26 protein-coding genes and 1 pseudogene are annotated in these 26965 nt (G+C 60.5%); 14 read left to right on the top strand and 13 right to left on the bottom strand.

All coding sequences use genetic code 11. The features are described 5' to 3' along the window. Window positions 1-248: 248 nt before the first annotated feature. The 6 genes and pseudogenes from pstB to AC07T0_RS29460 all read right to left on the bottom strand — a co-directional run. A complete protein-coding gene (gene pstB / locus AC07T0_RS29435; RefSeq protein ID WP_100944227.1) occupies window positions 249-1028 on the bottom strand; it encodes a phosphate ABC transporter ATP-binding protein PstB in 780 nt (259 codons plus the stop codon). After that, complete coding sequence (gene pstA, locus AC07T0_RS29440; RefSeq protein ID WP_495004474.1) at window positions 1028-1900, bottom strand: phosphate ABC transporter permease PstA; 873 nt, start codon at window positions 1898-1900, stop codon at window positions 1028-1030. The genes pstB and pstA overlap by 1 nt, the downstream gene beginning before the upstream one ends. Next, entirely contained in the window at window positions 1897-2865 is a 969-nt protein-coding gene (gene pstC / locus AC07T0_RS29445; RefSeq protein WP_495004517.1) for a phosphate ABC transporter permease subunit PstC, read from the bottom strand. The genes pstA and pstC overlap by 4 nt, the downstream gene beginning before the upstream one ends. A gap of 103 nt (window positions 2866-2968) precedes the next feature. After that, on the bottom strand, window positions 2969-3985 hold the full coding sequence (gene pstS, locus AC07T0_RS29450; protein WP_495004475.1) for a phosphate ABC transporter substrate-binding protein PstS: 1017 nt from the start codon (window positions 3983-3985) through the stop codon (window positions 2969-2971). Window positions 3986-4174: 189 nt separating this feature from the next. Next, on the bottom strand, window positions 4175-5017 hold the full coding sequence (locus tag AC07T0_RS29455; protein ID WP_495004518.1) for a methyl-accepting chemotaxis protein: 843 nt from the start codon (window positions 5015-5017) through the stop codon (window positions 4175-4177). Between the two features lie 15 nt (window positions 5018-5032). After that, a pseudogene (locus tag AC07T0_RS29460) lies at window positions 5033-5854 on the bottom strand (cache domain-containing protein); the annotation flags it as partial. Window positions 5855-6054: 200 nt separating this feature from the next. Here AC07T0_RS29460 and AC07T0_RS29465 point away from each other — a divergent pair. Both AC07T0_RS29465 and AC07T0_RS29470 read left to right on the top strand, forming a co-directional pair. Next, window positions 6055-6495 carry a YeeE/YedE family protein gene (locus AC07T0_RS29465; RefSeq protein ID WP_495004476.1) on the top strand — a complete coding sequence of 147 codons (441 nt, stop codon included), beginning with the start codon at window positions 6055-6057 and terminating at the stop codon, window positions 6493-6495. Next, entirely contained in the window at window positions 6492-6914 is a 423-nt protein-coding gene (locus tag AC07T0_RS29470) for a DUF6691 family protein (RefSeq protein ID WP_495004477.1), read from the top strand. The genes AC07T0_RS29465 and AC07T0_RS29470 overlap by 4 nt, the downstream gene beginning before the upstream one ends. 9 nt (window positions 6915-6923) lie before the next feature. Here AC07T0_RS29470 and AC07T0_RS29475 read toward each other — a convergent pair whose 3' ends face one another. Continuing rightward, on the bottom strand, window positions 6924-7478 hold the full coding sequence (locus tag AC07T0_RS29475) for a hypothetical protein (protein WP_495004478.1): 555 nt from the start codon (window positions 7476-7478) through the stop codon (window positions 6924-6926). Between the two features lie 390 nt (window positions 7479-7868). Here AC07T0_RS29475 and AC07T0_RS29480 point away from each other — a divergent pair, with 390 nt between their 5' ends. The 4 genes from AC07T0_RS29480 (at window position 7869) to AC07T0_RS29495 (ending at window position 13044) form a co-directional block, all read left to right on the top strand. Then, the gene (locus AC07T0_RS29480) at window positions 7869-9473 is read left to right on the top strand and encodes a response regulator (RefSeq protein ID WP_495004479.1); all 1605 of its coding nucleotides are present in this window, start codon (window positions 7869-7871) and stop codon (window positions 9471-9473) included. Continuing rightward, entirely contained in the window at window positions 9470-10162 is a 693-nt protein-coding gene (locus AC07T0_RS29485; RefSeq protein ID WP_495004480.1) for a sensor histidine kinase, read from the top strand. Before AC07T0_RS29480 ends, AC07T0_RS29485 begins: the two co-directional genes overlap by 4 nt. Window positions 10163-10389: 227 nt before the next feature. Next, window positions 10390-11631 carry a glutamine synthetase family protein gene (locus tag AC07T0_RS29490; RefSeq protein WP_495004519.1) on the top strand — a complete coding sequence of 414 codons (1242 nt, stop codon included), beginning with the start codon at window positions 10390-10392 and terminating at the stop codon, window positions 11629-11631. Between the two features lie 72 nt (window positions 11632-11703). Then, entirely contained in the window at window positions 11704-13044 is a 1341-nt protein-coding gene (locus tag AC07T0_RS29495; protein WP_495004481.1) for an MFS transporter, read from the top strand. A 66-nt stretch (window positions 13045-13110) separates the two neighbouring features. Here AC07T0_RS29495 and AC07T0_RS29500 read toward each other — a convergent pair whose 3' ends face one another. From AC07T0_RS29500 to flgA, 4 genes are all read right to left on the bottom strand, one after another. Then, window positions 13111-13854: a flagellar brake protein gene (locus AC07T0_RS29500; protein ID WP_495004482.1), complete on the bottom strand. Its 744-nt coding sequence runs from the start codon at window positions 13852-13854 to the stop codon at window positions 13111-13113. Window positions 13855-13949: 95 nt separating this feature from the next. Further along, window positions 13950-14417 carry a flagella synthesis protein FlgN gene (locus AC07T0_RS29505; RefSeq protein ID WP_495004483.1) on the bottom strand — a complete coding sequence of 156 codons (468 nt, stop codon included), beginning with the start codon at window positions 14415-14417 and terminating at the stop codon, window positions 13950-13952. A 48-nt stretch (window positions 14418-14465) separates the two neighbouring features. Then, window positions 14466-14786 carry a flagellar biosynthesis anti-sigma factor FlgM gene (gene flgM / locus AC07T0_RS29510; protein ID WP_495004484.1) on the bottom strand — a complete coding sequence of 107 codons (321 nt, stop codon included), beginning with the start codon at window positions 14784-14786 and terminating at the stop codon, window positions 14466-14468. A 152-nt stretch (window positions 14787-14938) separates the two neighbouring features. Next, on the bottom strand, window positions 14939-15700 hold the full coding sequence (flgA, locus tag AC07T0_RS29515; protein ID WP_495004485.1) for a flagellar basal body P-ring formation chaperone FlgA: 762 nt from the start codon (window positions 15698-15700) through the stop codon (window positions 14939-14941). 80 nt (window positions 15701-15780) lie between these two features. Here flgA and AC07T0_RS29520 point away from each other — a divergent pair, with 80 nt between their 5' ends. From AC07T0_RS29520 to flgE, 6 genes are all read left to right on the top strand, one after another. Further along, a complete protein-coding gene (locus AC07T0_RS29520; RefSeq protein WP_495004486.1) occupies window positions 15781-16707 on the top strand; it encodes a chemotaxis protein CheV in 927 nt (308 codons plus the stop codon). A gap of 54 nt (window positions 16708-16761) precedes the next feature. Next, entirely contained in the window at window positions 16762-17589 is an 828-nt protein-coding gene (cheR, locus tag AC07T0_RS29525; RefSeq protein ID WP_495004487.1) for a protein-glutamate O-methyltransferase CheR, read from the top strand. Between the two features lie 238 nt (window positions 17590-17827). Continuing rightward, the gene (gene flgB, locus AC07T0_RS29530) at window positions 17828-18235 is read left to right on the top strand and encodes a flagellar basal body rod protein FlgB (RefSeq protein ID WP_495004488.1); all 408 of its coding nucleotides are present in this window, start codon (window positions 17828-17830) and stop codon (window positions 18233-18235) included. 3 nt (window positions 18236-18238) lie between these two features. Next, window positions 18239-18682, top strand: coding sequence for a flagellar basal body rod protein FlgC (gene flgC / locus AC07T0_RS29535; protein WP_495004489.1), 444 nt, complete (start codon window positions 18239-18241; stop codon window positions 18680-18682). 15 nt (window positions 18683-18697) lie between these two features. Next, window positions 18698-19426, top strand: a complete 729-nt coding sequence (gene flgD, locus AC07T0_RS29540) for a flagellar hook assembly protein FlgD (protein WP_495004490.1) — start codon at window positions 18698-18700, stop codon at window positions 19424-19426. 31 nt (window positions 19427-19457) lie between these two features. Continuing rightward, window positions 19458-20753 (top strand): flagellar hook protein FlgE, encoded by a 1296-nt coding sequence (flgE, locus tag AC07T0_RS29545; protein WP_495004491.1) that lies wholly within the window; start codon window positions 19458-19460, stop codon window positions 20751-20753. A 214-nt stretch (window positions 20754-20967) separates the two neighbouring features. On the opposite strand, the gene AC07T0_RS29550 is transcribed toward flgE, so the two are convergent. Next, on the bottom strand, window positions 20968-23868 hold the full coding sequence (locus tag AC07T0_RS29550) for a ribonucleoside-diphosphate reductase subunit alpha (RefSeq protein ID WP_495004492.1): 2901 nt from the start codon (window positions 23866-23868) through the stop codon (window positions 20968-20970). 17 nt (window positions 23869-23885) lie between these two features. Further along, a complete protein-coding gene (locus tag AC07T0_RS29555) occupies window positions 23886-24458 on the bottom strand; it encodes a hypothetical protein (protein ID WP_495004493.1) in 573 nt (190 codons plus the stop codon). 145 nt (window positions 24459-24603) lie between these two features. Between AC07T0_RS29555 and AC07T0_RS29560 the strand changes: the two genes are divergently transcribed. Further along, window positions 24604-25326, top strand: a complete 723-nt coding sequence (locus AC07T0_RS29560) for a response regulator (RefSeq protein ID WP_495004494.1) — start codon at window positions 24604-24606, stop codon at window positions 25324-25326. After that, window positions 25323-26933: an ATP-binding protein gene (locus AC07T0_RS29565; RefSeq protein ID WP_495004495.1), complete on the top strand. Its 1611-nt coding sequence runs from the start codon at window positions 25323-25325 to the stop codon at window positions 26931-26933. The genes AC07T0_RS29560 and AC07T0_RS29565 overlap by 4 nt, the downstream gene beginning before the upstream one ends. Window positions 26934-26965: the final 32 nt, after the last annotated feature.

Genomic DNA, 26965 nt, shown 5'->3' on the forward strand with positions numbered 1-26965 from the left:
GGGCGGGTGTTCCAGCGCAGGGATAGCGCCGTGCCCGGTCTTTGTAGGAGCCGGCTTGCCGGCGATGGCGGCCGCATGGGCGCTGCAAGGCTCAAGGGCCCCATCGCCAGCAAGCTGGCTCCCACAGGGGGCGGGTGTTCCAGCGCACAGAGATAGCGCCGTGCCCGGCTTCTACAGGCCGGCGTAGCCAATAAATCCCAGGCATAAAAAAACCACCTCTGCAGGTGGTTTCTTTATTAGCGGGCGGATCAGCCAAAGCGACCAGTCACGTAGTCTTCGGTCTGCTTCTTCTTCGGATTGGTGAAGATAGTGTCGCTCATCGCATGCTCGATCAATTCACCCATGAACATGAACGCGGTGTAGTCCGACACCCGCGCCGCTTGCTGCATGTTGTGGGTCACGATGATGATGGTGTACTGCTCTTTCAGTTCAGTGATCAACTGCTCGATGCGCCCGGTGGAGATCGGGTCAAGCGCGGAAGTCGGTTCGTCCAGGAGCAAGACCTGTGGCCGCAAGGCGATGGTCCGTGCGATGCAAAGACGCTGCTGTTGACCGCCTGAAAGGCCCTGTGCGCTTTGCTTGAGCTTATCCTTGACCTCGTCCCACAGCGCGGCACCACTCAGGGCCTGCTCGACACGCTCATCCATCTCATGCCGGGACAGCTGCTCATGGTGACGCACGGCGTAGGCCACGTTGTCATAGATCGACATCGGAAAGGGTACGGGTTTCTGGAAGACCATGCCGACATGGCTGCGCAGGCGATTCATCGAGTAGCCCGGCGCAAGGATGTTCTCGCCGTTGAGCAAGACCTCGCCACGCGCCTCCTGCTTCGGATACATGGAGTAGATCCGGTTGAATACCCGCAGCAGTGTCGACTTACCGCAACCTGAAGGCCCGATGATCGCGGTGATGCGTTTCTCGGGAATATCCATGTCGATGGACTTCAGGGAGCGCTGGTTGTTGTAAAAAAACTCCAGGCCACGAACGCGAATTTTGGTTTTTTCGTTGCCAAGGTCACGGCTATTCATCAAGTCAACCTATTGCGCAAAAGGATCAAACGGGACAGAAGGCTGAGGATCAGTACGAACAAGGTCAGTACCAACGCACCCGCCCAGGCCAGGGAGTGCCAGTCCTCGAAAGGGCTCATGGCGTACTGGAAAATGACCACGGGCACGCTGGCAATCGGCTTGAGCAGATTGCTGCTCCAGAATTGGTTGCCGAACGCGGTAAACAGCAGCGGCGCTGTTTCGCCGGTGATCCTGGCCAGCGCCAGCAAAATGCCGGTCAGCACACCGGCTTTCGCCGCGCGCAGGACGATTTGCAGCGTCAATTTCCACTGCGGTACACCCAACGCCAGCGCCGCCTCGCGCAGGGTGGTGGGTTGCAGTTGCAGCATCTCGTCGGTGGTCCTGACCACCACTGGAATCACCAGGAGTGCCAAGGCCAGGGCCCCGGCGATCGCGGAGAAACCGGACTGGTGATTGGTCAGCAGGTTCAACGGCAGGATCACTGCGGTGTAGACGAACAGGCCCAGCACAATCGACGGTGCCGACAGCAGGATGTCGTTGATAAATCGGACGACGTTGCCCAGGCGCGAATGGCGTGCGAACTCCGCCAGCCAGATGCCCGCCATCAAGCCGATCGGCGTGCCGATCAGCAGGGCGATCGCCGACATCAGGGCACTGCCATAAAATGCGTTGGCCAAGCCGCCTTCGACACCAGGTGGCGGTGTCATCTGGGTAAAGAGACGCAGATTGAGCGCCTGAAAGCCGTTGATGACCGTGGTCAGCAGGATCCAGACCAACCAGACCAGGCCGAAGACCGTGGCGCCACAACTGAGCACCATCGCCAGCTGATTCTTGAAGGCGCGGATTCGGTAGAGACGTTCGTTACCGCTCATACACCCTCCTTGCGTGAAAGCCGCATCAGTAAGAGTCGCGCCAGCGCCAATACGATAAAGGTGACGATAAACAGCAAGAAGCCCAGTGCAATCAGCGCCGAGCGATGCAGGTCGGTATAGGCTTCGCTGAACTCATTGGCGATCACCGAAGCGATGGAGCTGCTGGGCATCAGCAACGAGGCCGAGAATTGCTGGGCGTTACCCAGTACGAAGGTCACCGCCATGGTCTCGCCCAGCGCGCGTCCCAGTCCGAGGAAAATACCGCCGACCACTGCGGAGCGGGTGTAAGGCAGGACGATGTCCCAGACCACCTCCCAGGTGGTGCCGCCCAGTGCGTAGGCAGACTCCTTGAGTGGCGTGGGAACGCTGCGAAACACTTCCTGCATGACCGAGGTGATAAAGGGCATGATCATGATTGCCAGGACGATGCCGGCGGTCAGCATGCCGATGCCCAGGGGTGGGCCCTGAAACAGCGAACCGACCAAAGGTAACGAGCCCAGGTAGTCATTGATCCAGGGCGACAGGTGTTCGGCCATGAACGGGCCGAACACGAACAGGCCCCACATGCCGTAGATAATCGATGGAATCCCCGCGAGCAATTCAACCGCCGAGGCGACGGGCATCCGTAGCCAGGGGGGGGCGACCTCAGTCAGGAAAATCGCAATGCCAAAGCTGACGGGAACTGCAATCAGCAAGGCCAGGAAAGACGTCACCAGGGTGCCGTAAATCGGCACCAGGGCACCAAAGTGGTTATTGACCGCGTCCCACTCGGTGCTGGTCAGAAAGCCGAAACCGAAGGTCTTGAGCGCAAGACTGCCGCCCCAGAGTGTCGAAGCCGCGATGCTTGCCAGGAGCAACAGCACCAGCATCGCCGCGCCCATCATCGAGCGCTTGAACCAGAGATCATGACGATGATCGCGAGTCGCACGCGCATCACTCGTCACTTCGCCTGCGTAAAGGGTCATGGCCGGGGGTTGGACTATATCGTTCATCAGAAGTCTGCTCACAAACAAACCCCTTCACTCGGCAAAGACTGCCCGAGGAAGGGGTGTTTTAGCTATTGCTGGATCAATGGGCGAAGTCAGACTTCCAATAACCTTCGATGCGCTTGACGAGGGAGTCAGGCAGCGCCACATAGTCCAGCGCCGAGGCCTGTTGCTGGCCATTTTCCAGCGACCATTTGAAGAAGTTGAAGGCCGCCTGGCTTTGCTCGGCATTCTTTGGCTGTTTGTACATGATGATCCAGGTGGTCGCCGTGATCGGCCATGCGCCGTCGCCAGGCGCGTTGGTCATGATCAGGTTGAAGTCTTTGGCGTTGGCCCAGTCGGCGGTGTCGGCAGCGGCCGCAAACGCTTTGGCGTTAGGTTGGATGAATTTCCCGGCGGCGTTTTTCAGCTGCGCGTGAGTCATCTTGTTTTGCAGGGCGTAGGCGTACTCAACATAGCCGATGGAGTTCTTGATCTGCTTGACGTAGGCGGAGACACCTTCATTGCCTTTACCACCGACACCGACCGGCCAAGGCACGGTGGTACCGAAACCGATTTTGGATTTCCAGCCATCACTCACTTTGGCCAGGTAGTTGGTGAAGTTGTACGAGGTACCCGAGCCGTCGGAGCGGTGCACCACGGTGATTTTACCGCCAGGCAGTTTCACGCCTGGGTTCAGGGCGACGATGGCCGGGTCGGTCCACTCAGTGATTTCACCCAGGAAGATTTTCGCCAGGGTCTCACCGTCGAGCTTCAGTTGGCCCGCCGCGACACCCTCAATGTTCATTACCGGCACGATGCCGCCAATCACGCTAGGAAATTGACCCAGGCCGCCGGCCTTGAGGTCATCCGCCGACAGCGGGGCATCGGAGGCACCAAAATCCACGGTGGCCGCCTTGATCTGGGCAATACCGCCACCCGAGCCGATCGACTGGTAGTTGATGCGATTGCTGGAGTCTTTGCTGTAGTCCTGCGACCACTTGGACAGAACCGGATAGACAAAGCTGGAGCCAGCGCCGGTAACATCGGTCGCGTGAGCGACACCGCTCAGGCAGAGAGAAGCCAGCAGGACAGACAGGCTTTTTTTAGTCAGCAACATCACGACAACACCTCAATGAAAGGGTTAAGTGGAGTGACCCACCTATAAAGAGACGTTACGATTTAATTCCTGAAATATTTCTGTCTGATGACTGTCGTGTGATTTTTAGTAATATTTTGAAATGAAGAATCATTCATTGGTCTTGGTTCCCTTGGGCGCCGCAGAATAGACAGCGCCCTGTTCGCCCCCTCAGACCCTGAAGCGTTTGACCAGCAGCCCCAACTCTCGCGACAGCTGATCCAGCTCGACACACATTTCGTTGTTGCGCGTGGTGATGGCCTGGGTGTCGTTGATGTGCTGGCTGATTTGCGCCAGGCTCTGGTTCACCTCCGCGCCAATGCTCGACTGCTCTTCCGCGGCGGTCGCGATCTGGTTGTTCATGCCATTGATCTCGGACACCGCATGGCTCACCTGAGCCAGGATCTGGCCGGTACCGTTGACCTTGGTCACCGCCAGCTCGCTGCCACCGAGGCTGCTTTGCATGGTGCTGACTGCCGCCCGGGCACCCTGTTGCAGCTGGCTGATCTTGCTCTGGATTTCCTGGGTGCTTTGCTGGGTACGCTGGGCCAGCGAACGGACTTCGTCGGCCACCACGGCAAATCCGCGACCCTGTTCACCTGCGCGAGCGGCCTCGATGGCGGCGTTGAGGGCCAGTAGATTGGTCTGCTCGGCAATGCCGCGGATCACATCGAGGATGGAACCGATGGATTCCACATCGTTGCCCAGGGTCTGGATATCCTGGGCGGCCTTTTCGATATCCTGCGCGAGGCCGCCGATGGCATCGACGGTGTCGTTTACGTTGGTGTGCATGGCCTGGGCCTGCTCATCGGTATGGCGGGTCGCCTGGGCGGCATTTTGCGCTGACTCCGCGACGTTATGGGTGGCCAGGGCCATCTGCTCCATGGCGTGGGAGACCTGCTCGGCGTCGCGGGTCTGGCGCATCAGCGCATCGGCAGCATGCTGGGCGCTCTGCTTGAGCTGTTCATTGCGCTCCTGCAACTGCTGGGCGCAGCGGGCCAGGTCCAGCACCATATGGCGGATTTTTCCGGCGAACTGATTGAAGGCACTGGCCAGCTCGGCGGTTTCTTCATTGCCATCGATGGGCAACTGGCGGGTGAGGTCGCCGTCTTCGCTGGCCAGCTCTTGCAGGCTGCGCGTCAGCAAACCGAGTGGCCTGACGATGCTGCGGGCGACATAAGCGGCGGCGATGCTGAGCACGATCAGCAGCACCCCCATGATGCCCCATTGCTTCCAGCGCAGGGCGTCCATGGCCTGCTGCTGGTGTTGCGTCTGCGCGGCGATCAGGGCGTCCAGGCCGTCGATATAAAAACCGGCGCCGACGACCCAGTTCCATTTGTCCAGAGAGATGCTGTAGGACAGCTTGGGATAGGCGGTGTCGTCATTACCGGGTTTGGGGAAGTAGTACGTGACGAAATCACCACCGCGTTTGGCGGCAGCGATCAGCTCTCTGATCAGATAAGTACCGTGGCTGTCTTTCAGGTCCCAGAAGTTTTTCCCATCGTCTTTGCCAGCGGCCAGAAAAATCCTGTCGCCCTTGTCGTTGTAGCCGAAGAAATAGCCGTCTTGCCCATAGTGAAGGTCGCGTAGTCGACGCTTGGCTTCCTCCTGGGTGGCCGGGCTCATGGCGTCGGCTCCTTCATAAAGCGGCTTGATGGCGCTGTAGGCGAGATCAAGGTAGTGCACCAACTCGTCCTTGCGGGTTTTTATCAGGGTCTGCCGGGTCTCCTCGATGCTTCGCTCGCCCATGGCCTGCTGCTCGGAAAAGGCCAGGAGTTGAATTATCAAGGCCAGCAAGAGGGCCGGAATCACGGACAGCAGCAGAACCTTGTTGCGTATTTTCCACTTCATAGGAAATCCCGGGTCGAGGAGCAAGCGTGTTATGTTTTTTGTATCGGCTCACAGGCATGATCGTTCAGTTCCGTGAGTCGGACTTTTCAAGGAGCGTCGCTACTGTGGTGACGATATCCGCCCATGCGGGCCGGAACATTGACGCAGATCGACTGTACTCACGGCCATGCATACTCTCTTTATTCAGTGGAAGAGGCGATATGACTATCGACTGGCTTGACTTTACGCCGTGGTCGGCGCTGGCCGGGGGCGCGTTGATCGGGCTCGCAGCGGCTCTGTTCATCCTTGCCAACGGCCGTATTGCCGGCATCAGCGGCTTGCTCGGCAGCCTGCTTCAACGCGGCAGCGAAGGGCGCGGTGAGAAGGCGTTGTTTTTGCTTGGCTTGCTGCTGGCACCGTTGTTGTGGGGCGTGTTCCATGCCCTGCCGCCGATCCGCTTCGAGACCGGCGTGCCCGGCCTGGTGCTGGCGGGCCTGCTGGTGGGATTGGGAACCCGTTATGGCTCGGGTTGCACCAGTGGGCACGGCGTGTGTGGTATTTCACGGCTGTCGCCACGCTCGATTGTCGCCACGCTGTGCTTCATGGCCGCGGGATTTGCCACGGTCCATGTCCTTCGCCATGTGTTGGGAGTCTCGCTATGACCAAGCTGACGGCTTTTTTGGGCGGCCTGATATTCGGCATCGGCCTGCTGCTGGCAGGTATGGCCAACCCGGCCAAGGTCTTGGGGTTTCTTGATTTGGCGGGGGCCTGGGATCCTTCCCTGGGGCTGGTCATGGCGGGAGCGGTGGCCGTCGCAGCCTGGCCATTTCGCTGGGCCGGCAAACACCGGCAGTCGCTGTTGGGCGCGCCGATGCAGATACCGCTCAAGCGCGAGCTGGATGCGCGGTTGATGGGTGGTAGTCTGCTGTTCGGCGTGGGCTGGGGGATCGCCGGCATCTGCCCGGGACCGGCGGTGGCGATTCTGCTGACCGGGCATTGGCAGGTCATTGTGTTCGTACTGGCCATGTTGGCCGGTATCCAGCTGTTTGCGTTGCTGGACAAACGCCAGGCGATGCGTTGAGCCGGCGGCCTACTTGTCGTCCTCGCAGCCCAACCCTTGGCGTTGTCCTGCTTCATCACTCAGGGTCTTGCCGGTCCTGCTCATGATCTGCGCCTGCAATTGCTTGAGCGCGACCACCAGCACTTGCTGGGCTTGTTCACGACTCAGGCCCTGCGGCTTGATCTGCTCGGGAGGCAGTGCCGAGGCGGCGCAGGCCGAGAACGTGGCGCTGGTCAGGCCGACGGTCAGCAACCATGAAGTGACGGTTTTGATCAGCACGCCAACCGTCCTTTGACCGTGGTGATGATCTCGGCCAGATACTGGGCGAAACCGTTTCGCCACCTTGATCCTGGCGTTGCTCATTGGCGCTTCTTCGCCGATCTGCAAGGGAGCCGGCGCGTGCAGGGAAAAATAGTTGTTCAGTTCCCGGGCGATACGGCCACTGCCGTATTGGCTCTCCTGGGCCGCGAGACCGAGGATGTTCTCCACTGGCACGTCCAGTTGATCGGCAATCGGCTGGCAAGCCGCTTTGTGTTTGCTGACGAAGGTGACAGCAATGACGTTGTTACACAGCCTGGCGCTCAAGATTATTCCCTTAATATGACGAGTCGATTCCATGGATACCGGATGAAGCCGTCGACAGCATAGGCCAGTGCCGCGTCGCGCTCGATGCTGGCAACTCTTTGTCCGGGTCTCAGGTTTTCGCGGTGTCTGACGATACCCTGATGGGGATAACCCGAAAGTCCGCTATCGCGGGCTGAGGTGTGTCTCGAGCTGTCAATCAAGCCTCTATAGCTTTTGCCGCTACGCTTGGCAAAAGGTCGGGTTTTGCCTGCAATTTTGTACGATGCTGTAAAGTTGCTTGATGGCAAAATGCCGTTAGTTATTATCTGCGCGCGAAGGTGGCAGGGAAGCTGAACCCGCTCTGGTGATTGCCCACGGGCTCATCTTCTATTTCCCACAACAGGAATCTCGATGCTGGCGTATCACCAAAAAAACTTTCTTATCGTCGATGATTTCTCCGATTTCCGCAGTTCAGTCAGGTCCATGCTGCGGGAGCTGGGAGTCAAGGAAGTGGACACTGCCGACACCGGGGAACAGGCGCTGCGTATGTGTGCGCAGAAACGTTACGATTTCGTGCTGCATGACTACCATCTGGGCGATGGCAAGAAGAACGGCCAGCAGGTGCTCGAAGACCTGATGACCGACAAGCTGATCAGCCACGAAAGTGTGTTTGTCATGGTCACCGCCGAAAGCAGCCAGGCCATGGTGCTTTCGGCCCTTGAGCACGAGCCCGATGCCTACCTGACCAAGCCGTTCAATCGCGCCGGCCTGGCTCAGCGCCTGGAAAAGCTGGTACAGCGCAAGAACCTGCTCAAGCCGATCATGCAGGCGCTGGACCGCGACAAGCCGGCCGAAGTACTGGCCGCCTGTACCCGTCTGACCCAGCAGGACAGTCGTTTCGCCCCGTTGTGCCTGCGCTACCGCGCCGACGCGATGTGGAACCTCAATCAGTTCGAGCCCCTGGAGCGTTTTCTCACCGGCATCCTCGCCGACCGCCCGTTGCCCTGGGCCTACGCGCGCATGGGGCAGTTGCTGCTCAAGCGCAACCAGACCGTCCAGGCCAAGGTGCTCTACGAGACTGCGCTCAAGGCCTTTCCGATGATGCCGGCGCTCTATGACGGTCTGGCCGAGGTGCTGGTGCAGGAGGGCGATACCCGGCGCGCGCAGAGCGTGCTGGAAGAGGCCGTGCGCTTGTCGCCGCTGGCGGTACGCCGGCAATCGTTGCTGGGCAAGCTGGCCCTGGCCAACGAAGACTTTGAAAGTGCTTCCCGGGCCTATCGCCAGGCCGTGTCCCAGGGCGAGCAATCGCGCTTCAAGGACCCGGAAAGCAACCTGGGCCTGGCCCATGCGCTGATCAGCAAGGGCAGCGAGCGTGGCCTGGACACCCGCACCCGGCTGGAGATCAACCAGACCCTGAGTGCGGTGGCCAAGGAAAACGCCAACGACCAGGGCTTGCAGGTGCGTGCGCGCTTGATGAAGGCCACCAGCCTGCTGCTCAACGATGCCGAAACCGCCGATAAGCTCACCGAGCAGGCGATGTCGCGTCTGGACGGCATGGAGAACTTCATGAGCGCCGAGGCCGCGCTGCTGGTGGCCAAGCAGCTGCAGCAGCTGGGCCAGGCGGAGGCCGGGGCGTCGATGCTCAAGAGCTGCGTGGAGATCTATGGCGACGATCCGACGGTGATGAAAGGTATTGCCAAGCTGACCGACGATCCGCAGATCCTCGGTGGCGGCAAGGCGGCCATCGATCTCAACGTGCAGGGCGTGCGCAGCTACAAGGGCGGCAACCTGGACGAAGCCGTGGAGCTGTTCCGCCGCGCCCTGGCGCTGCAACCGAAGAACATCAGTATTGCCTTGAACGCGGCCCAGGCCCTGCTCGTCATTGCCCAGAAGGGTGGCGATGCCGGCGTGCTCGAGGAGTGTCGAGGCTGTCTGAAAATGGTCGGCAAGATGCCGGACAGCGACCCGCGTTATGAGCGGTATCAGAAATTGCGCACCCGGGCGTTCGGCGAATGAGTGATGGTCACGAGGGGCTGGATTTTTCCACGGTGATCGCCTCCACCGTGCATGACATGAAGAACTCCCTGGCGATGCTGACACAGGCCCATGGCCAGTGGCTGGCGCGCTTGCCCAACGCCCAGCGTGAAACCCCCGAGCACAGCGTGATCGAGTATGAGTTCGCGCATCTCAACACCATGCTGGTGCAATTGCTCGGGCTGTACAAGCTGGGGGTCAACCAGCTGCCGCTGCGGCCGGATTACCATGAGATGGACGACTTTATCGGCGCACAGTTGGCCGGGCGCCAGGAGCTGTTGAGCAGCCGTGGGATCGTCGCCAGTTGCGAGGTGGACGATTTCAGCCCGCTGGGTTTCTTCGACCGGGAACTGATCAGTTCGGTGGTTGGCAACATCATTACCAATGCCATCGGCTACGCCTGTCATGCGCTGCTGGTCAGTGTCCGCGAAGAGGGCGAGCAGTTGGTGCTGACCATCAACGACGACGGTCCCGGCTATCCGGAGCAGATGGTCGAGCGCCAGGCCGATTATGTCCAGGGCATCAATCCGGCCACCGGCAGTACCGGCCTGGGGCTCTATTTCGCCGCGCGGATTGCCGGGCTGCATGAGCGCAGCGGCGTGCGTGGAAGGATCGAGATCGCCAATGGAGGGACCTTGGGCGGGGCGCTTTTCCGTCTTTACCTGCCCTGAGCGCGAGGGTGCAAGCTGATTGCACTGTCAGGTTTTTCTGTGTGTCCTGCTTGAAATTTTGAACGGGTGATGCGTATTTTGTACGGGACGCCGTTAGCGGCCCGCACAATAACAAGGATTGAGTCATGACGACCGATGGCCAGCGTTCACTCGCCCAGCGACTGACCGGCATTGATGAGATTGAGTGTGTCACCCCGGACCTCAATGGTGTCCCGCGCGGCAAAGTGATGACCGCCGAGGGCTTTCTCGAAGGGCGGCGCCTGCAGATGGCCCGTGGGGTGTTGCTGCAATGCATCATGGGCGGTTATCCGCCGGCGCGTTTCTACGGCAGTGACGACGGCGACCTGGCACTCAACGCCGATCCCCAACAGATTCACCGCCTGCCCTGGAGCCGGCAACCGCGTGCCCTGGCGATCTGCGATGCGGACGAGCTGAGCGGCGAAAGCTCCAACCTGTCGACCCGTGGTCAACTCAAGGCGGTGATCGCGCGTTATGCGGCCCGTGGCCTGGCGCCGGTGGTCGCGACCGAACTGGAGTTCTTCGTCTTCGCCCCCAACCCCGATCCGAGCCAGGCGTTCCTGCCGCCGGTGGGTCTGGACGGTCGTCGCGAGGAGGGCCATTCGGCGTTCAGCGTCAGTTCCAACAACGGCCTGCGTCCGTTCTTCAGCGAAGTCTACGAATGCATGGCCGCCCTGGGACTGCCGCGGGATACCTTCATGCATGAAATGGGTGTCAGCCAGTTCGAGATCAACCTGCTGCATGGCGATCCGCTGCTGCTGGCCGACCAGACTTTCCTGTTCAAGCACCTGCTCAAGGAAGTCGCCCTCAAGCACGGCCTGAGCGTGGTCTGCATGGCCAAGCCGCTGGCCCACACCCCAGGCAGTTCGATGCATATCCATCAGAGCGTGGTGCAGGCCGACGGCGGACGTAATGTGTTCAGCGATACCAAGGGTGAGCCGACGGCGACGTTCCGCCATTTCATCGGTGGGCAGCAGGCCTGCCTGGCGGACTTCACTGCGCTGTTTGCGCCGAACGTGAACTCCTACCAGCGCCTGTGTCATCCCTTTGCCTCGCCGAACAATGCCTGCTGGTCCTATGACAATCGCTCGGCCGGCTTGCGTATCCCGGCCAGTGCGCCGGTGGCACGACGTGTGGAAAACCGCCTGCCGGGGGCCGATGCCAACCCCTATCTGGCGATCGCCGCGAGCCTGGCGGCGGGCCTGTACGGGATCGAGCACGAGCTGGAACCGACGGCGGCCATCCAGGGCGAATTCGAAGTTCCGGATTCTTTGTCGTTGCCATGTACCTTGCATGCCGCGCTCGAACGTCTGAAACGTAGTCCGTTGGCCAGGGAGCTGTTCGGCAGCGTGTTCATCGAAGGTTACATCGCCTCGAAGAGCCTGGAGCTGACCAGTTTCCTGGATGAAATTACCCCCTGGGAGCGTCGTGTTCTGGCCTCCCAGGCATAGCTGTAGTCGTCCCGTTCGGGCTATCTTGTCGGATAGCCCGATACCCTATTCAAGGAGCCGCTCGGAACGCCGATGCGCCAAATCTGGAAACCCTTTCGAGCGCTGTATTTCGCCTCGCTGATGATGTTGATCGGCTCCGGCCTTTTGAGTACTTACCTCGCCCTGCGCCTGGCCGCCGGGCATGTCGACAGCCTGTGGGTGGGCGCCTTGATGGCCGCCAACTACTTCGGCCTGGTGCTGGGCGGCAAGATCGGCCACCGGCTGATTGCCCGGGTCGGCCATATCCGCGCCTATGCCACCTGCGCCGGTATTGTCGGTGCGGCGGTGCTCGGTCATGGCTTGATCGACTGGCTGCCGGCCTGGTTGTTTCTGCGGATGATCGTGGGCCTGGGGATGATGTGCCAGTACATGGTCATCGAGAGCTGGCTCAACGAGCAGGCGGAAGCCAAGCAGCGCGGCGTGGTCTTCAGCGGCTACATGATCGCCTCCTACCTGGGGTTGATCCTCGGGCAGATGATCCTGGTCCTGCACCCGGCCCTGGGCCTGGAACTGCTGATGGCGGTGGCGATGTGTTTTGCCCTGTGCCTGGTGCCCGTGGCCATGACCCGGCGGATTCACCCGGCGCCGTTGCATCCGGCGCCGCTGGAGCCGCGCTTCTTTATGAAGCGGGTGCCGCAATCGCTGACAACCGTTCTCGGTGCCGGGATCATCGTCGGCTCTTTCTACGGTCTGGCACCTTTGTATGCGTCCCAGCAGGGGCTGTCCACCGAGCAGGTGGGGATGTTCATGGGCTGCTGCATTTTTGCCGGCTTTTTGGTGCAGTGGCCGCTGGGCTGGGTGTCGGATCGCTATGACCGGGCACTGTTGATTCGCAGCATCGCCTTTCTGCTGGCCTTGGCCTCATTGCCGCTGGCGATCATGTCCCATGCGCCGCTGGAGGTGTTGTTCGCCGCAGGCTTCGTGGTGTCCTTGCTGCAGTTCTGCCTGTATCCGCTGGCGGTGGCCTTTTCCAACGACCATATCGAGGGCGATCGGCGGGTCTCGCTGACGGCCATGCTGCTGATGACCTATGGCATCGGCGCAAGCATCGGGCCCCTGGTGGCCGGTGTGCTGATGAAGCTGTTCGGCAGCCAGATGCTCTACGCGTTTTTCAGCTTCTTCGCCTTGATGCTGGTGTGGCGGATCCGACCTGCGGCGGTGACCAACCTGCATCAGGTCGAGGATGCGCCCTTGATGCACGTGGTCATGCCGGAAGCCATGTCGCCGCTGGGCGCGGCGCTTGACCCGCGGGTCGATGAGCAGATCGTGCTGGACCAGATGTGCGACAGTGTCGTGGCCACGCCACCCGAGGCCGAGGTGGCGTCCGAGGTGGACGAGTCGGACCCGGAGCCGGCGTACAAGTCGAGCAACTGAAACGTTGGGCATAAAAAAACGGGCCACCTGATGAGGATGGCCCGTTTTTTTATGGCGATTGCTGGATCAGAAATCGTCGTCTTTATCGAAGCGCCGCGCTTCACGCTGCAGCTGATAGACGAAACGCTCGACCTGGCGTTGGACCAGGCCGCTCATGTTGTGGAAGCGCACGCCGGCGAAGGTGGTGTTGATCCTTTCTTCGAAGTGCAGGTGGCGCAGCTCCACGGGGGCGGTCATGGGCCCGAAGGGCAGGGCGGCAATGAAACGTTCGTAGACCTGGCCCAGTTGCAGGCGCTCGGAGATATCGCCTTCGAAGCGCAGTTTGCAGCCGGTGGCGGAAATGTCCAGCAGCTTGCCAGTCAACGGCGCCTTGAGCTTCTCGCCGCCCAGTTCGACATTGACCAGCGCGGCCAACTTCAAGGCGGCGCGGAAGGCATTGCGACGTTGGTGATAGACCACTTCATTGGGCATCGAGCCACGGTAGCAACCGTTGGTCTCGTCGATGGTCATGGGTTGCGGCTGTTCCCAGGCGATTCGCACACCTTCATGGAAGCCTTCGACGCGAAAGGGCTCACCGGCGGACAGGAAACGTTCGCCGTCGCGCGGCATCATTTCGTCCAGGGCCAGGGTGCCGGTTTCACGGTCAACATCGATCACAAAACTCTGGAAGCGCTGGCTGCGCTCATGAAAAGTGATGATCAGCGGGTCGTGACTTTCCTGCAGCATCCGTAGGTTGGCGGAAATTTCCAGAGGCGTGCTAAGCACCTTGGGTGGCTGCGGAGCATCTTCCGCGCTTGAGGCATTGGACACGGTTCATCAATCTCCAGACAAAATACGACTGCACGCAAAGGCTAGCATTTTGCCAGCATGTTGCGCGCCTTGATAGAGCACGCGCAAGGCCCGGTTCAAGCCTGACTGAGCGGACGCGGTTTCATGGACATCGCCGTTGAGCCGCGCGCGTCATAGAGGGCGGGGGTTTCGCCGCCGGTCAGGATCTTCAACTGGTTTGCGGTTGTCGCTTGCTGAACCTGGATATTACGGCCGTTGAGCTCGTTGGCGGTTTGGCAATCGGCCAGCAATTGGGTCAGTACATCGCTCTGACTCAGCAACTGTTCGCCAATGCTGGACTGCGCGGCGAGTTGTTCCAGTCCGGTACGGTTACTGGGCAAATTGAGGTCAGCCAGTAGCTGGCTGCGCTTGCGGCCGTGTTGTTCCAGCAGAACGATCAACGCTTGCTTGCGGGCCAGAATCTCCTCCAGCTCGAACATGTTGCGGCCATGGAGCGCCAGGGATTCGGCGCGCAGCAACTCAAGCAGGTCTTGAGCGGGGGCAAAATCGTCGGTGATCAGTTGCAGCAGAGTGTTGTCGTGCATGGCTGGCCTTGGTTTTTAAGCGTCCAAAAGCCTGACGCAGGCCGAAGCCTAGCGCTGGGCTTCGAAGTTGAGCAGTTTGCTGGCTACGCGGTTGCTGTCGACTTTGTAGCTGCCATCGGCAACCGCCTGTTTCAACTCGGCCACACGGGCACTGTTGACAACAGGTTGGTCGCGCAGCTTGTCAGTGACTTGTTGCAACTGCTGAGCCTCATTGCTGAGGTGTACCGATTCCCCGCTTTGGCTGACCGAGGCGGCCGGAGTGCTCACGGCTGCGGATTTGCCGGAGCCGTCGGCTTCCTTGCTGGCGCTGGTGCGCGTACTGCCTGTCAGTGACGGGGCGTTATTCAAACGACTGAAATCGATGACCATGATGGAAAAAACCTCTGGGTATTTGGACGCTTGCCTTGTTTTCGGCCATACCCGGGAAAACTTTAGGCTCATATGAGCATGAGTCTGCGTGTGTCGGCGGTGTCCCTGCCTGGGACACAGTTTAGGAAAAGCTGCCGCTTAACGCCAGTTCTCTACAGCGCGACTTCCACCTGTCCCGGCGCGGTTACCCGTGCCTTGATCACCCGTTGGGAGTTCAGGTTCTTGATGCGGATCTGTTCGTTCAGGCCGCCGTTGGACAGGGCTTCGCCCGGCATCTTGACCACCAGGCCGCCGCTTGTCGCACTGATGACCACCTGGTCGCCCTTGCGGACCACTTCGGCCTGTTCCAGATGAACCAGGGTGACGACCTGATCCATGACCATTGGTCGGACAAGTTTCTGCCCGATGGCCTCCTCCGTGGTCGTCAGGAAGCCCTGGTTGATCAGGCTGATGTCGCGTTCGCGCAGGGCGACATCGCCGGGCTCGATGATTCCGGCGCGTTTCAGCGGGCGCGTGCTGACCACCACATTGCGGAACAGCTTGACCTGGGCCGGTACGAACACGGTCCAGGGCGAGTTACCTTCGCAGCGGATCTTGACCGTGACCCGACCAATGGGGATGGCAGGGCTTTCCAGGCTGGCTGTCAATTCCTTGTCGCAAGCGGCCAGGCGTAGGCGCGGATCGAGCTGGTTGACCTGGATTTCGTAGCGTCCTTCGGTTTGACTGGTCGCCAGATAGTCTTCTACGGTGAACTCAAGAAAGCCTTGGGTCACGCCGATAAGCTGATCAGGCAGGGTCGCTGAGTCGGCAAAGGCAGGGCCGCCGGGGTTCAGACTGCATAAAACCGCCAAGACCCAGAGCAATCTGCGGTACTGTGATGTCAGGCGTCGAAAAAATGTCGTTTGTGCTTTCATAACAGTATAAAAAGCAAGGCTCGTGCCGTTTAGTGCTGAATAAGCGTCGGATCATGAAGCTTGTGTGAGAGGTGGCTGGCATGGCGGGTGTGATGGATTCGGTGAACCAGCGTACGCAACTGGTCGGGCAGAATCGCCTTGAACTGTTGTTGTTTCGTCTGGACGGTCAGCAGTTGTACGGGATCAACGTGTTCAAGGTGCGGGAGGTGCTGCAGTGCCCCAAGCTGACCCTGATGCCCAAATCCAGCCCGGTGGTCTGTGGCGTGGCGAATATCCGCGGGGCAACCATTCCCATCCTGGATCTGGCGATGGCCACCGGGTCGGGCGCTCTCAAGGATCAAAGTAATCCGTTTGTGATCATTACCGAGTACAACACCAAGACCCAGGGTTTCCTGGTGAAGTCGGTGGAGCGCATTGTCAACATGAACTGGGAGGAGATCCATCCGCCGCCCAAGGGCACCGGACGCGATCACTACCTGACCGCCGTGACCCGGATCGACAACCAGTTGGTGGAAATCATCGACGTCGAGAAAATCCTTGCCGAAGTTTCGCCGACCTCCGAGTCCATCTCTCATGGGGTGGTCGATGTCGAGACCCAGGCCAAGGCGATTTCCATGCGGGTGCTGACGGTGGATGACTCGTCGGTGGCGCGCAAGCAGGTCACGCGTTGCTTGCAGACCGTGGGCGTGGAAGTGGTGGCGTTGAACGACGGCCGGCAGGCGCTGGACTACCTGCGTAAGCTGGTCGAGGAGGGCAAGAAGCCGGAAGAGGAATTTCTGATGATGATTTCCGACATCGAAATGCCTGAAATGGATGGCTACACTCTGACGGCCGAGATCCGCAACGACCCACGCATGCAAAAACTTCATATCATCCTGCATACTTCCTTGTCAGGGGTCTTTAATCAGGCAATGGTCAAGAAGGTCGGTGCCGATGATTTCCTGGCCAAGTTCCGACCCGATGACCTGGCAGCACGGGTAGTCGGTCGGATCAAGGCAGCAGAATAAGCGATCAGGGACCTCCGTTCCTGACGGTACGAACGATTGTAGAGGCGGCATCATTTGTCTACGGGTAATTTGGATTTTGAACAGTTCCGGGTCTTCCTGGAAAAGGCCTGTGGCATTCTGCTCGGTGAAAACAAGCAGTATCTGGTTTCCAGCCGTCTCAATAAATTGATGGAACAGCAGGGGCTCAAATCCCTTGGCGAATTGGTCCAGCGGATCCAGACCCAGCCCCGCAGCGGTTTGCGCGAGCAGGTGGTGGATGCCATGACCACCAATGAGACCTTGTGGTTTCGCGACACCTACCCCTTCGAGGTCCTGAAGAACAAGGTGTTGCCGGAAATGATCAAGGCCAGCCCCGGCCAGCGTCTGCGGATCTGGTCGGCGGCCTGTTCGTCGGGGCAGGAACCCTATTCGATCTCGATGTCGATCGACGAGTTCGAGCGGACCAACATGGGGCAGTTGAAGGGGGGCACGCAGATTGTCGCCACCGACCTGTCCGGGCTGATGCTCACCAACTGCAAGAGCGGCGAGTACGACAGCCTGGCCATCGGCCGCGGCCTGTCGCCCGAGCGTCTGCAACGCTTCTTCGACCCCAAGGGGCCGGGACGCTGGGCGATCAAGGCGCCGATTCGCAGCCGGGTGGAATTTCGCTCGTTCAACCTGTTGGACAGCTATGCGAGCCTGGGCAAGTTCGACATCGTGTTTTGCCGCAACGTGTTGATCTACTTCTCCGCCGAGGTGAAGAAAGACATTCTGCTGCGTATCCACGGTACCTTGAAACCGGGAGGCTACCTGTACCTCGGCGCCTCGGAAGCCTTGAATGGGCTGCCGGATCATTACCAGATGGTGCAATGCAGCCCGGGAATCATCTACCAGGCCAAGTAGGCGCCAAGTCCTGCACGAAACGGGAACCCCGACGGGTTCCCGTTTTTTTTGCGACGCTTTTGCCGCTTTACCGGCACTCGGCGGAAATGCCTTGCCGCTTTTCTGGCATTGCCGCCCGCCACCTGCCCGCAAGCCCTTGATTTACCAGCATTGAAAAACTGGCATGGGCCTTGCTTTGTCACTTGCAATGAAAAGCCTGTTTCACAAAACCAGGTCAACCCGCTAAAGGTTTCCCGACATGAGCATCAACTTCGATAAAGCGCTGGGTATCCATGAGCAAGCCTTGGGCTTCCGCGCCCAGCGCGCCGAAGTTCTGGCGAACAACATCGCCAACGCCGATACCCCGAACTACAAGGCTCGGGACATGGACTTCTCCTCGGTGCTCGCTGAGCAGAGCGACAAGGCCAAGAACGGCAGTTTCGCGCTGAACACCACCAACACACGCCATATCGAAGCCGAAGGTCTGAGCAACGGCGATGCCACGCTGCAGTACCGCACGCCGATGCAGCCGTCGCTCGACCAGAACACCGTGGATGCGCAGATCGAACAATCGAACTATGCGAAGAACTCGGTCGATTTCCAGGCCAGCTTCACCTTGCTGAACGCACGATTCAAAGGGCTGGTTTCAGCCCTGCGTGGAGAATAAGTCATGTCCCTAGCCAGCGTTTTCAACATTGCCGGTACCGGCATGAGTGCCCAGACCACTCGCCTGAACACCGTCGCCAGTAACATCGCCAACGCCGACACCGTCTCGTCGAGCATGGACCAGACCTATCGCGCCCGGCACCCGGTGTTCGCCACCATGTTCCAGAACGGCCAGGGTCAGACTGACAACTCGCTGTTCCAGAACCAGGACGGGGCGGGTGCCGGCGTCCAGGTCATGGGCGTGGTCGAGGACCCCAGCAACCTGGAGGCCCGTTATGAGCCGAACCATCCGGCGGCTGACGCCAACGGCTATGTCTATTACCCGAACGTCAACGTGGTTCAGGAAATGGCCGACATGATTTCCGCCAGCCGTTCGTTCCAGACCAATGCGGACATTATGACTACCGCCAAAACCATGATGCAGAAGGTCCTGACCCTCGGTCAGTGATAAGGGACGATTCCTATGACGGTTTCCAGCACTTCGTCGAGTGGTAATTCGACACTTGATACGATCATTGCCAACTCCCAGAAGGCGAGCACCGGCAGTACTGATGCGCTGGGCAATGCCATCAGCAGCGCCGCCGGCGGCCAGACCCTGGGCAAGGACGCGTTCCTGCAATTGCTGGTGACTCAGCTGAAGAACCAGGACCCGCTCAACCCCCAGGACAACAGTGCCTTCGTCGCGCAGTTGGCCCAGTTCAGCAGCCTGGAAGGTATCCAGACGCTCAACACCAGCGTGAACAATATCGCCAGCTCCTTCACGTCGTCCCAGGCGCTGCAGGCCTCGTCGATGGTTGGGCGTTCGGTCATCGTGCCGACCTCCCAGGCCGTGGTCGATACCAGCAAGACCTTCAGCGGTACGGCAGTGGTTCCAAGTTCCGTCAGCGATGTGACCCTGAAAATCAGCGACTCCAGCGGCACCGTGGTCCGGACCATCGACATGGGCTCCCAGGCCGCTGGCAACGCCGCGTTCACCTGGGACGGCAAGAACGATGCCGGCACCCTGCTGACCAGCGGCACCTACACCTTCAATGCCACCGCGCCGATCAGTGGCACGGCCACGGCGCTCACGACCAACCTGCCAGCGACGGTCAGCAGCGTGACCCTGGGTCAGAACGGCGGCGAAATGATGCTCAACCTGGCGGGCCTGGGCAGTATTGCTCTGTCCAAAGTCCAGACCATTGGCCTGTAAGAGCCGACCAACACGAAGTAAGGAGTGAACCATGTCTTTCAATATCGGTTTGAGCGGTCTCTCTGCGGCCAGCAAGCAACTTGACGTCACCGGCAACAACATTGCCAACGTCAACACCACCGGCTTCAAGTCGTCCCGTGCGGAATTCGCCGACGTGTACTCGGCGACCAAGCTGGGCACCGGTGCCAAGAGCATCGGTAATGGTGTGAACCTGGCCAACGTCTCGCAGAACTTCGGCAACGGCGGCATGGACAGCACCGGCAACGTGCTGGACATGGGCGTGCAAGGCAACGGCTTCTTCGTCCTGAGCAGCAACGGTTCGCTGAGCTACACCCGTGCCGGTACCTTCAAGACCGACAAGGACGGCTACGTCACCAACACCGATGGCACCGCGAAACTGCAAGGCTATGCCGCCGATGCCAACGGCAACATCATTCCGGGTGTACTGACCAACCTGCGGATCGACACCTCGAACCTGTCGCCGCAGACCACTACCAAGATTGGCTCGACGCTCAACCTCGACTCCACGTCGGCGGTGATTGCCGCACCGTTCGATGCGACCAATACCGCGACCTACACCAAGCCGTTCAGCACCACCATCTATGACACCCAGGGCAATTCCCACTCCCTGGACCAGTATGCGGTCAAGACCGGTTCCAATACCTGGAACGTCTATTCTTTGATTGATGGTCGCAACCCTGACGGCACGGCAGCAACGGTGGGTGGCGCCACCGACCCTGTTCCGGTGGCTGTGACTTTTGACTCTGCGGGCAAGTTGGCGAGCATCGGCGGTGTCGCCGGCCAGACCAGCATCACCGTTACCGGTTGGGTGCCCGGCACCGTGACCGCGGGTGTCTGGGCCGCGAACGGCGCGAGCGCGAACGCCGCCGGCATTGCCGTCGACTTTTCGAAAACCACCCAGTTCAACGCCACCACCGCCCGTAGCGCCATCACCAACGATGGTTATGCCACCGGCCAGATCACTGACATCACCATCGATGCCACCGGTGTGATCTCCGCCAACTTCAGTAACCAGCAGCACAAGGCGATTGGTCAGGTGGCCCTGGCCAGCTTCACCAACGAGCAAGGCCTGCAGGCGGTCGGCGGTACCAGCTGGAAAGAGACGTTCTCGTCCGGTCAGCCGGCCTTCGACGGCGGTACGGTCGGCACCAACGGTTCTATCCTTTCCGGTTCCCTGGAAGCTTCGAACGTCGACCTGACCAGCGAGCTGGTGGACCTGATCAAAGGCCAGAGCTACTACCAGGCGAACGCCAAGACCATCTCCACCCAGAGCAGCATCATGCAGACCATCATCCAGATGGCGTGATGCGGCTTGGCTGAAAACGCTGAACAAGAAAGCCCCTTGAATGGGGCTTTTTTGTGCCTGCCGATCTTGCCAGCGAAGCTTTTGCTGGCCTGGAGGGCGCCATCACCGGCAAACCGGCGCCTGCAAAAAAGGCAGGCAAAAGAAAACCCCCGCCAAGCCCAAGGCCTGATGGGGGTTTCTCAACCCGCGCGGTAAGGCGCGGGTCTCGCTCAGCTTATTGGCAAGCTTCGCAATCCGGCTCGTCGATTGCACAGGCCTTTGGCACCGGGGCCGGACCGGCTGGCGCGGTAGGTGCCGCCAGGACCGAATCGTCGCCGTGGTTGCCGCCGCTGGAAACAGCGTTCAGCTTGCCGGTGTTGATGGTCGACTTCTCGGTGCTGGTCGCGGCCAGGGCACGGAGGTAGTAGGTGGTCTTCAGGCCACGGTACCAGGCCATGCGGTAGGTCACGTCGAGCTTCTTGCCCGAAGCGCCGGCGATGTACAGGTTCAGCGACTGCGCCTGGTCGATCCACTTCTGGCGACGGCTGGCGGCATCGACGATCCACTTGGTTTCCACTTCGAAGGCGGTCGCATACAGCTCTTTGAGCTCTTGCGGGATGCGTTCGATCTGTTGCACGGAACCGTCGTAGTACTTCAGGTCGTTGATCATGACCGAGTCCCACAGACCGCGAGCCTTCAGGTCGTGAACCAGGTACGGGTTGATCACGGTGAATTCGCCCGACAGGTTCGATTTCACATACAGGTTCTGGTAGGTCGGTTCGATCGACTGCGAGACGCCAGTGATGTTGGCGATGGTCGCGGTCGGTGCGATGGCCATGATGTTGGAGTTACGAATGCCTTTCTGCACACGGGCGCGAACCGGTGCCCAGTCCAGGCTTTCGGTCAGGTCGACATCGATGTACTTCTGGCCACGGGACTCGATCAGGATCTGTTGCGAGTCCAGCGGCAGGATGCCCTTGGACCACAACGAACCCTGGAACGTCTCGTAGGCGCCACGCTCGTCGGCCAGGTCGCAGGAGGCCTGGATCGCGAAGTAGCTGACCGCTTCCATGGACTTGTCGGCGAAATCGACGGCGGCATCCGAACCGTAAGGGAGGTGCTGCAGGTACAGCGCGTCCTGGAAGCCCATGATGCCCAGGCCGACCGGACGGTGCTTGAAGTTGGAGTTCTTCGCCTGTGGCACCGAGTAGTAGTTGATGTCGATCACGTTGTCGAGCATGCGCACGGCGGTGTTCACGGTGCGTTGCAGCTTGGCTTTGTCCAACTGGCCGTTGACGATGTGGTTCGGCAGGTTGATCGAGCCCAGGTTGCAGACGGCGATCTCGTCCTTGTTGGTGTTCAAGGTGATCTCGGTGCACAGGTTCGAACTGTGTACCACGCCCACGTGCTGCTGCGGGCTGCGCAGGTTGCACGGGTCCTTGAAGGTCAGCCATGGGTGGCCGGTTTCGAACAGCATGGAGAGCATCTTGCGCCACAGGTCCTTGGCCTGGACGACCTTGAACAACTTGATCTTGTTGTACTCGGTCAGGGCTTCGTAGTACTCGTAGCGCTCTTCGAAGGCCTTGCCGGTCAGGTCGTGCAGGTCCGGCACTTCCGATGGCGAGAACAGGGTCCACTTGCCGTCATCGAAGACGCGCTTCATGAACAGGTCAGGGATCCAGTTGGCGGTGTTCATGTCGTGGGTACGACGACGATCATCACCGGTGTTCTTGCGCAGCTCGATGAACTCTTCAATGTCCATGTGCCAGGTTTCCAGGTAGGCACAGACCGCGCCCTTGCGCTTGCCGCCCTGGTTGACCGCCACGGCGGTGTCGTTGACTACTTTGAGAAATGGCACGACGCCCTGGGATTTGCCGTTGGTGCCCTTGATGTACGAGCCCAATGCGCGCACCGGGGTCCAGTCGTTGCCCAGGCCGCCGGCGAATTTCGACAGCATCGCGTTGTCATGGATCGCGCCGTAGATGCCCGACAGATCGTCCGGCACGGTGGTCAGGTAGCAGCTCGACAGTTGTGGACGCAGGGTGCCAGCGTTGAACAGGGTCGGGGTCGAGGCCATGTAGTCGAAGGACGACAACAGGTTGTAGAACTCGATGGCGCGATCTTCACGTTGCTTTTCTTCGATCGCCAGGCCCATGGCCACGCGCATGAAGAAAATCTGCGGCAGTTCGAAACGCACGCCGTCCTTGTGGATGAAGTAACGGTCGTACAGGGTCTGCAGGCCCAGGTAGGTAAACTGCTGGTCGCGCTCGTGGTTGATGGCCTTGCCGAGTTTTTCCAGGTCGAACTCGGCCAGGACCGGATTCAGCAGTTCGAACTCGATACCTTTGGCGATATAGGACGGCAGGGCCTTGGCGTACAGCTCGGCCATTTCGTGGTGGGTGGCACTGTCGGCCACTTCCAGGAAGCTCAGGCCTTCGGCACGCAGGGTGTCCATCAGCAGGCGGGCGGTCACGAAGGAGTAGTTCGGCTCGCGCTCCACCAGGGTCCGCGCGGTCATCACCAGGGCGGTGTTGACGTCTTTCAGGGCCACGCCGTCGTAGAGGTTCTTCAGGGTTTCGCGTTGGATCAGGTCGCCGTCGACTTCTTCCAGGCCTTCGCAGGCTTCGCTGACGATGGTGTTCAGGCGGCCCATGTCCAGTGGCGCGACGCTGCCGTCGGCGCGGGTGATGCGGATCGACGGGTGAGCGTTGACCGGCTCTTCGGACGGCGCGCGGATGGCGCGTTCCTTGGCCCGCGAATCACGGTAGATCACGTAGTCGCGCGCGACTTTCTGCTCGCCGGCGCGCATCAGGGCCAGTTCGACCTGGTCCTGGATTTCCTCGATGTGGATGGTGCCGCCCGAAGGCATGCGCCGTTTGAAGGTCGCGCTGACCTGTTCGGTCAGGCGGGCAACGGTGTCATGGATGCGCGACGAGGCGGCGGCGGTGCCGCCTTCAACTGCGAGGAACGCTTTGGTGATGGCGACGGTGATCTTGTCATCGGTGTAGGGAACGACAGTGCCGTTACGCTTGATCACGCGCAGTTGGCCCGGCGCGGTGGCGGACAGATCCAGATTCGAATCGGCGGCCTGCGGCACGGTGCCTTGCGGGTTCTCGCGAGTTGTGTCGGTTTGCATGGGTGTCTCCACGTTCTCTATGTTTGTTTGGGCACCACGAAGGTGCCCACCGTTCTGTCCTGAAGCACTACAACCGAACGATGTCGGGCATAACCACTTCGGGACAGAGGAAGAGGGCTTTCGGGCGCCGCTTCCATGCCGAAGTTTTCAACGCTGCGGGTCGCTGACCCGAAGCGGTATTCCTGGTGGGTGACAGTTTTGTCCTGCAACACCCGTACCGTTTTCCCACGCAAGGGGGAAGAACGGCTGCCATCCGCGTATGCGGTTTGGGCTTTCAAATCGGTGTTTAGTTCAACCCCGCGGATGCAAGAAAAGAGCTTGAGTTCCTGACGCGAAATGTGGTTGGGGATTTTGGGTGAAAACCCTACATGTTGGGTTTTTTTGCTGCCGAGATACAAGATAATGCGTTTTGGGGGCCGATTGCAACGTGCTGCCTGTGGATAAATCTGTGCGTAATTTGTGTATGAAAGCTTGAAAACGCGTGTAGGCCGCGGCAGGCCGGGATTGCACCGCCCATCATTGTTTTTTACTGCCGCAAACCTTGCGCGCGGATTTTTGCGGGCGCGAACCCTATCACAAAAAAAGCCCATGACCGAGCGCCAATCCTGGCGTGTGTGCGACGAGCGTGTCGTTGCTACAATCGGTCCGCCTTACCCTTTCTATATCCACCAAAATCATGACAAAAAGACGGGTGGATCCTTTCAACGCTGAACATTGACACGCAGAGGTCGCCCCGTGGAGCAAGCCTGGCAGGTATTGATAGTCGAGGATGACCAACGTCTGGCCGAATTGACCCGTGAGTACCTGGAGAGCAATGGCTTGCGGGTCTCCGTCGAAGGCAATGGCGCCCGGGCCGCCGCGCGGATTATCGCCGAGCAGCCCGACCTGGTGATTCTCGACCTGATGCTGCCGGGCGAGGATGGCCTGAGCATCTGCCGCAAGGTGCGCGAGCGCTACGACGGGGTGATCCTGATGCTGACCGCGCGCACCGATGACCTCGACCAGATCCAGGGCTTGGACCTGGGCGCTGATGACTACGTCTGCAAGCCAGTGCGCCCGCGCCTGTTGCTGGCGCGGATCCGCGCGTTGCTGCGGCGCGGCGAGCCGCTGCCGGGAGCGGTCGAGGAAAAGGTCCGGCGTCTGCAATTCGGTCCACTGCTGATCGACAACGCCTTGCGCGAGGCCTGGCTGAGCGGGGCAGGGATCGAACTGACCAGCGCCGAGTTCGATCTGCTCTGGCTGCTGGTGGCAAATGCCGGGCGGATCCTCTCTCGCGAAGAAATCTTCACCGCCTTGCGCGGTATCGGCTATGACGGCCAGGATCGCTCCATTGATGTGCGTATTTCGCGTATCCGCCCGAAAATCGGCGATGACCCCGAGCACCCGCGACTGATCAAGACCATTCGCAGCAAAGGTTATCTGTTCGTTCCCGAAGCGTGCGTAGACCTGCCGTCGTGAACTCGATCTTCCTGCGCATCTACGGTGGCATGTGCGCCGCGCTGGTACTGGTGGCGTTGCTCGGAGTGCTGGCCCTGCACCTGCTCAACCAGGTGCGCGGCCAGCAGTATCGCGAGCACCTGGCCCATGGCACCTTCTCGCTGATGGCCGATAACCTGCGGCCGATGAACGAAATCGAGCGCCGTCGGGCCCTGGCGGTGTGGGAGCGCTTGCTCGGTATTCCGCTGGCCTTGCAGTCGCTGGCCGATGTGCACCTGGATCTCGGCCAGCGGACCCGGGTGCTGCGTGGCCAGGCCCTGGTGGAACAGACCGGGCCGTATGCGGCGAAGATCTATCGGCTGGTCAGCGACCCGGAGCAGTTGGTGCTGACGGGCGAGGTCCAGCAGATCAGCGAGCAGTTGGCCCGGGCGACCATCTACCTGTTGGCCGACGAACTGGTGCGCTACCCCGATGCCGAGCAGCCTGCGCGCCTGGCGACGCTCAAGCATGACAAGGGCTTTGACTTCGACATGAAGCTGGTCACCCTGGACCAGGCCGATATGGATGAAGACCAGCGGCGGCGGATCAGTGAAGGCGATACGGTCATGGCCCTGGGCAAGGGCGGCGATTCGATCCGGGTGTTTGCCGGCCTGTCGGGGACGCCCTGGGTCCTGGAAATCGGCCCGCTGTACCAGATGAACCCCTATCCGGCGCAATGGCTGGTGTTGATTGCCGCGCTTGGCCTGAGCCTGATCGGCCTGATCGTCTACCTGTTGGTGCGGCAGTTGGAACGGCGCCTGCGCGGGCTGGAGTCGGCGGCCACGCGCTTGGCCCAGGGCAACCTGGAAACCCGCGTGCCGGCCGCTGGCGCGGACTCCATCGGGCGTCTGGCCGCGGCGTTCAATGGCATGGCCGAGCACCTGCAGCGGTCGCTGATGATCCAGCGCGAGCTGGTGCGAGCGGTTTCCCACGAACTGCGTACGCCGGTGGCGCGCCTGCGTTTCGGCCTGGAAATGATTGGCGATGCGCAGACGCCCGAGGCCCGGCACAAATATATGGAGGGCATGGACGGCGATATCCAGGACCTCGACCGGCTGGTGGACGAGATGCTGACCTACGCCCGCCTGGAGCAGGGCACCCCGGCGTTGAATTTCCAGCGGATCGACCTCAGTGCTCTGGTCGACCAGGTGATCGGCGAGTTGGCGCCGTTGCGGGTGGAGGTCAGGGTGACGCGCGGGCTGTGCTTTCCGCTGGCTGGCGGGGATGAGGTGTGGGTCGACGCCGAGCCGCGTTACTTGCATCGGGCCTTGCAAAACCTGGTCAGCAACGCGATGCGTCATGCCCAGTCGCAGGTCTGCATCAGTTACCAGGTTGGGCCCTTGCGCTGCCGGGTGGATGTCGAGGACGACGGCCCCGGCGTGCCGGAAAGTGCCTGGGACCGGATCTTCACGCCGTTCATGCGCCTGGATGACAGTCGGACCCGGGCCTCGGGTGGGCATGGCCTGGGGTTGTCCATCGTGCGCCGGATCATTCACTGGCACGACGGCCGGGCGCTGATCGGCAAGAGCCAGTTGCTCGATGGCGCGTGCTTCAGCCTGAGCTGGCCGCGTTATCAGGACAAGGCCTGAGCCGAGGAGGCGTCGATCATCGATTTTGTGAT

Source organism: Pseudomonas sp. GW821-FHT04D07, assembly GCF_059420225.1.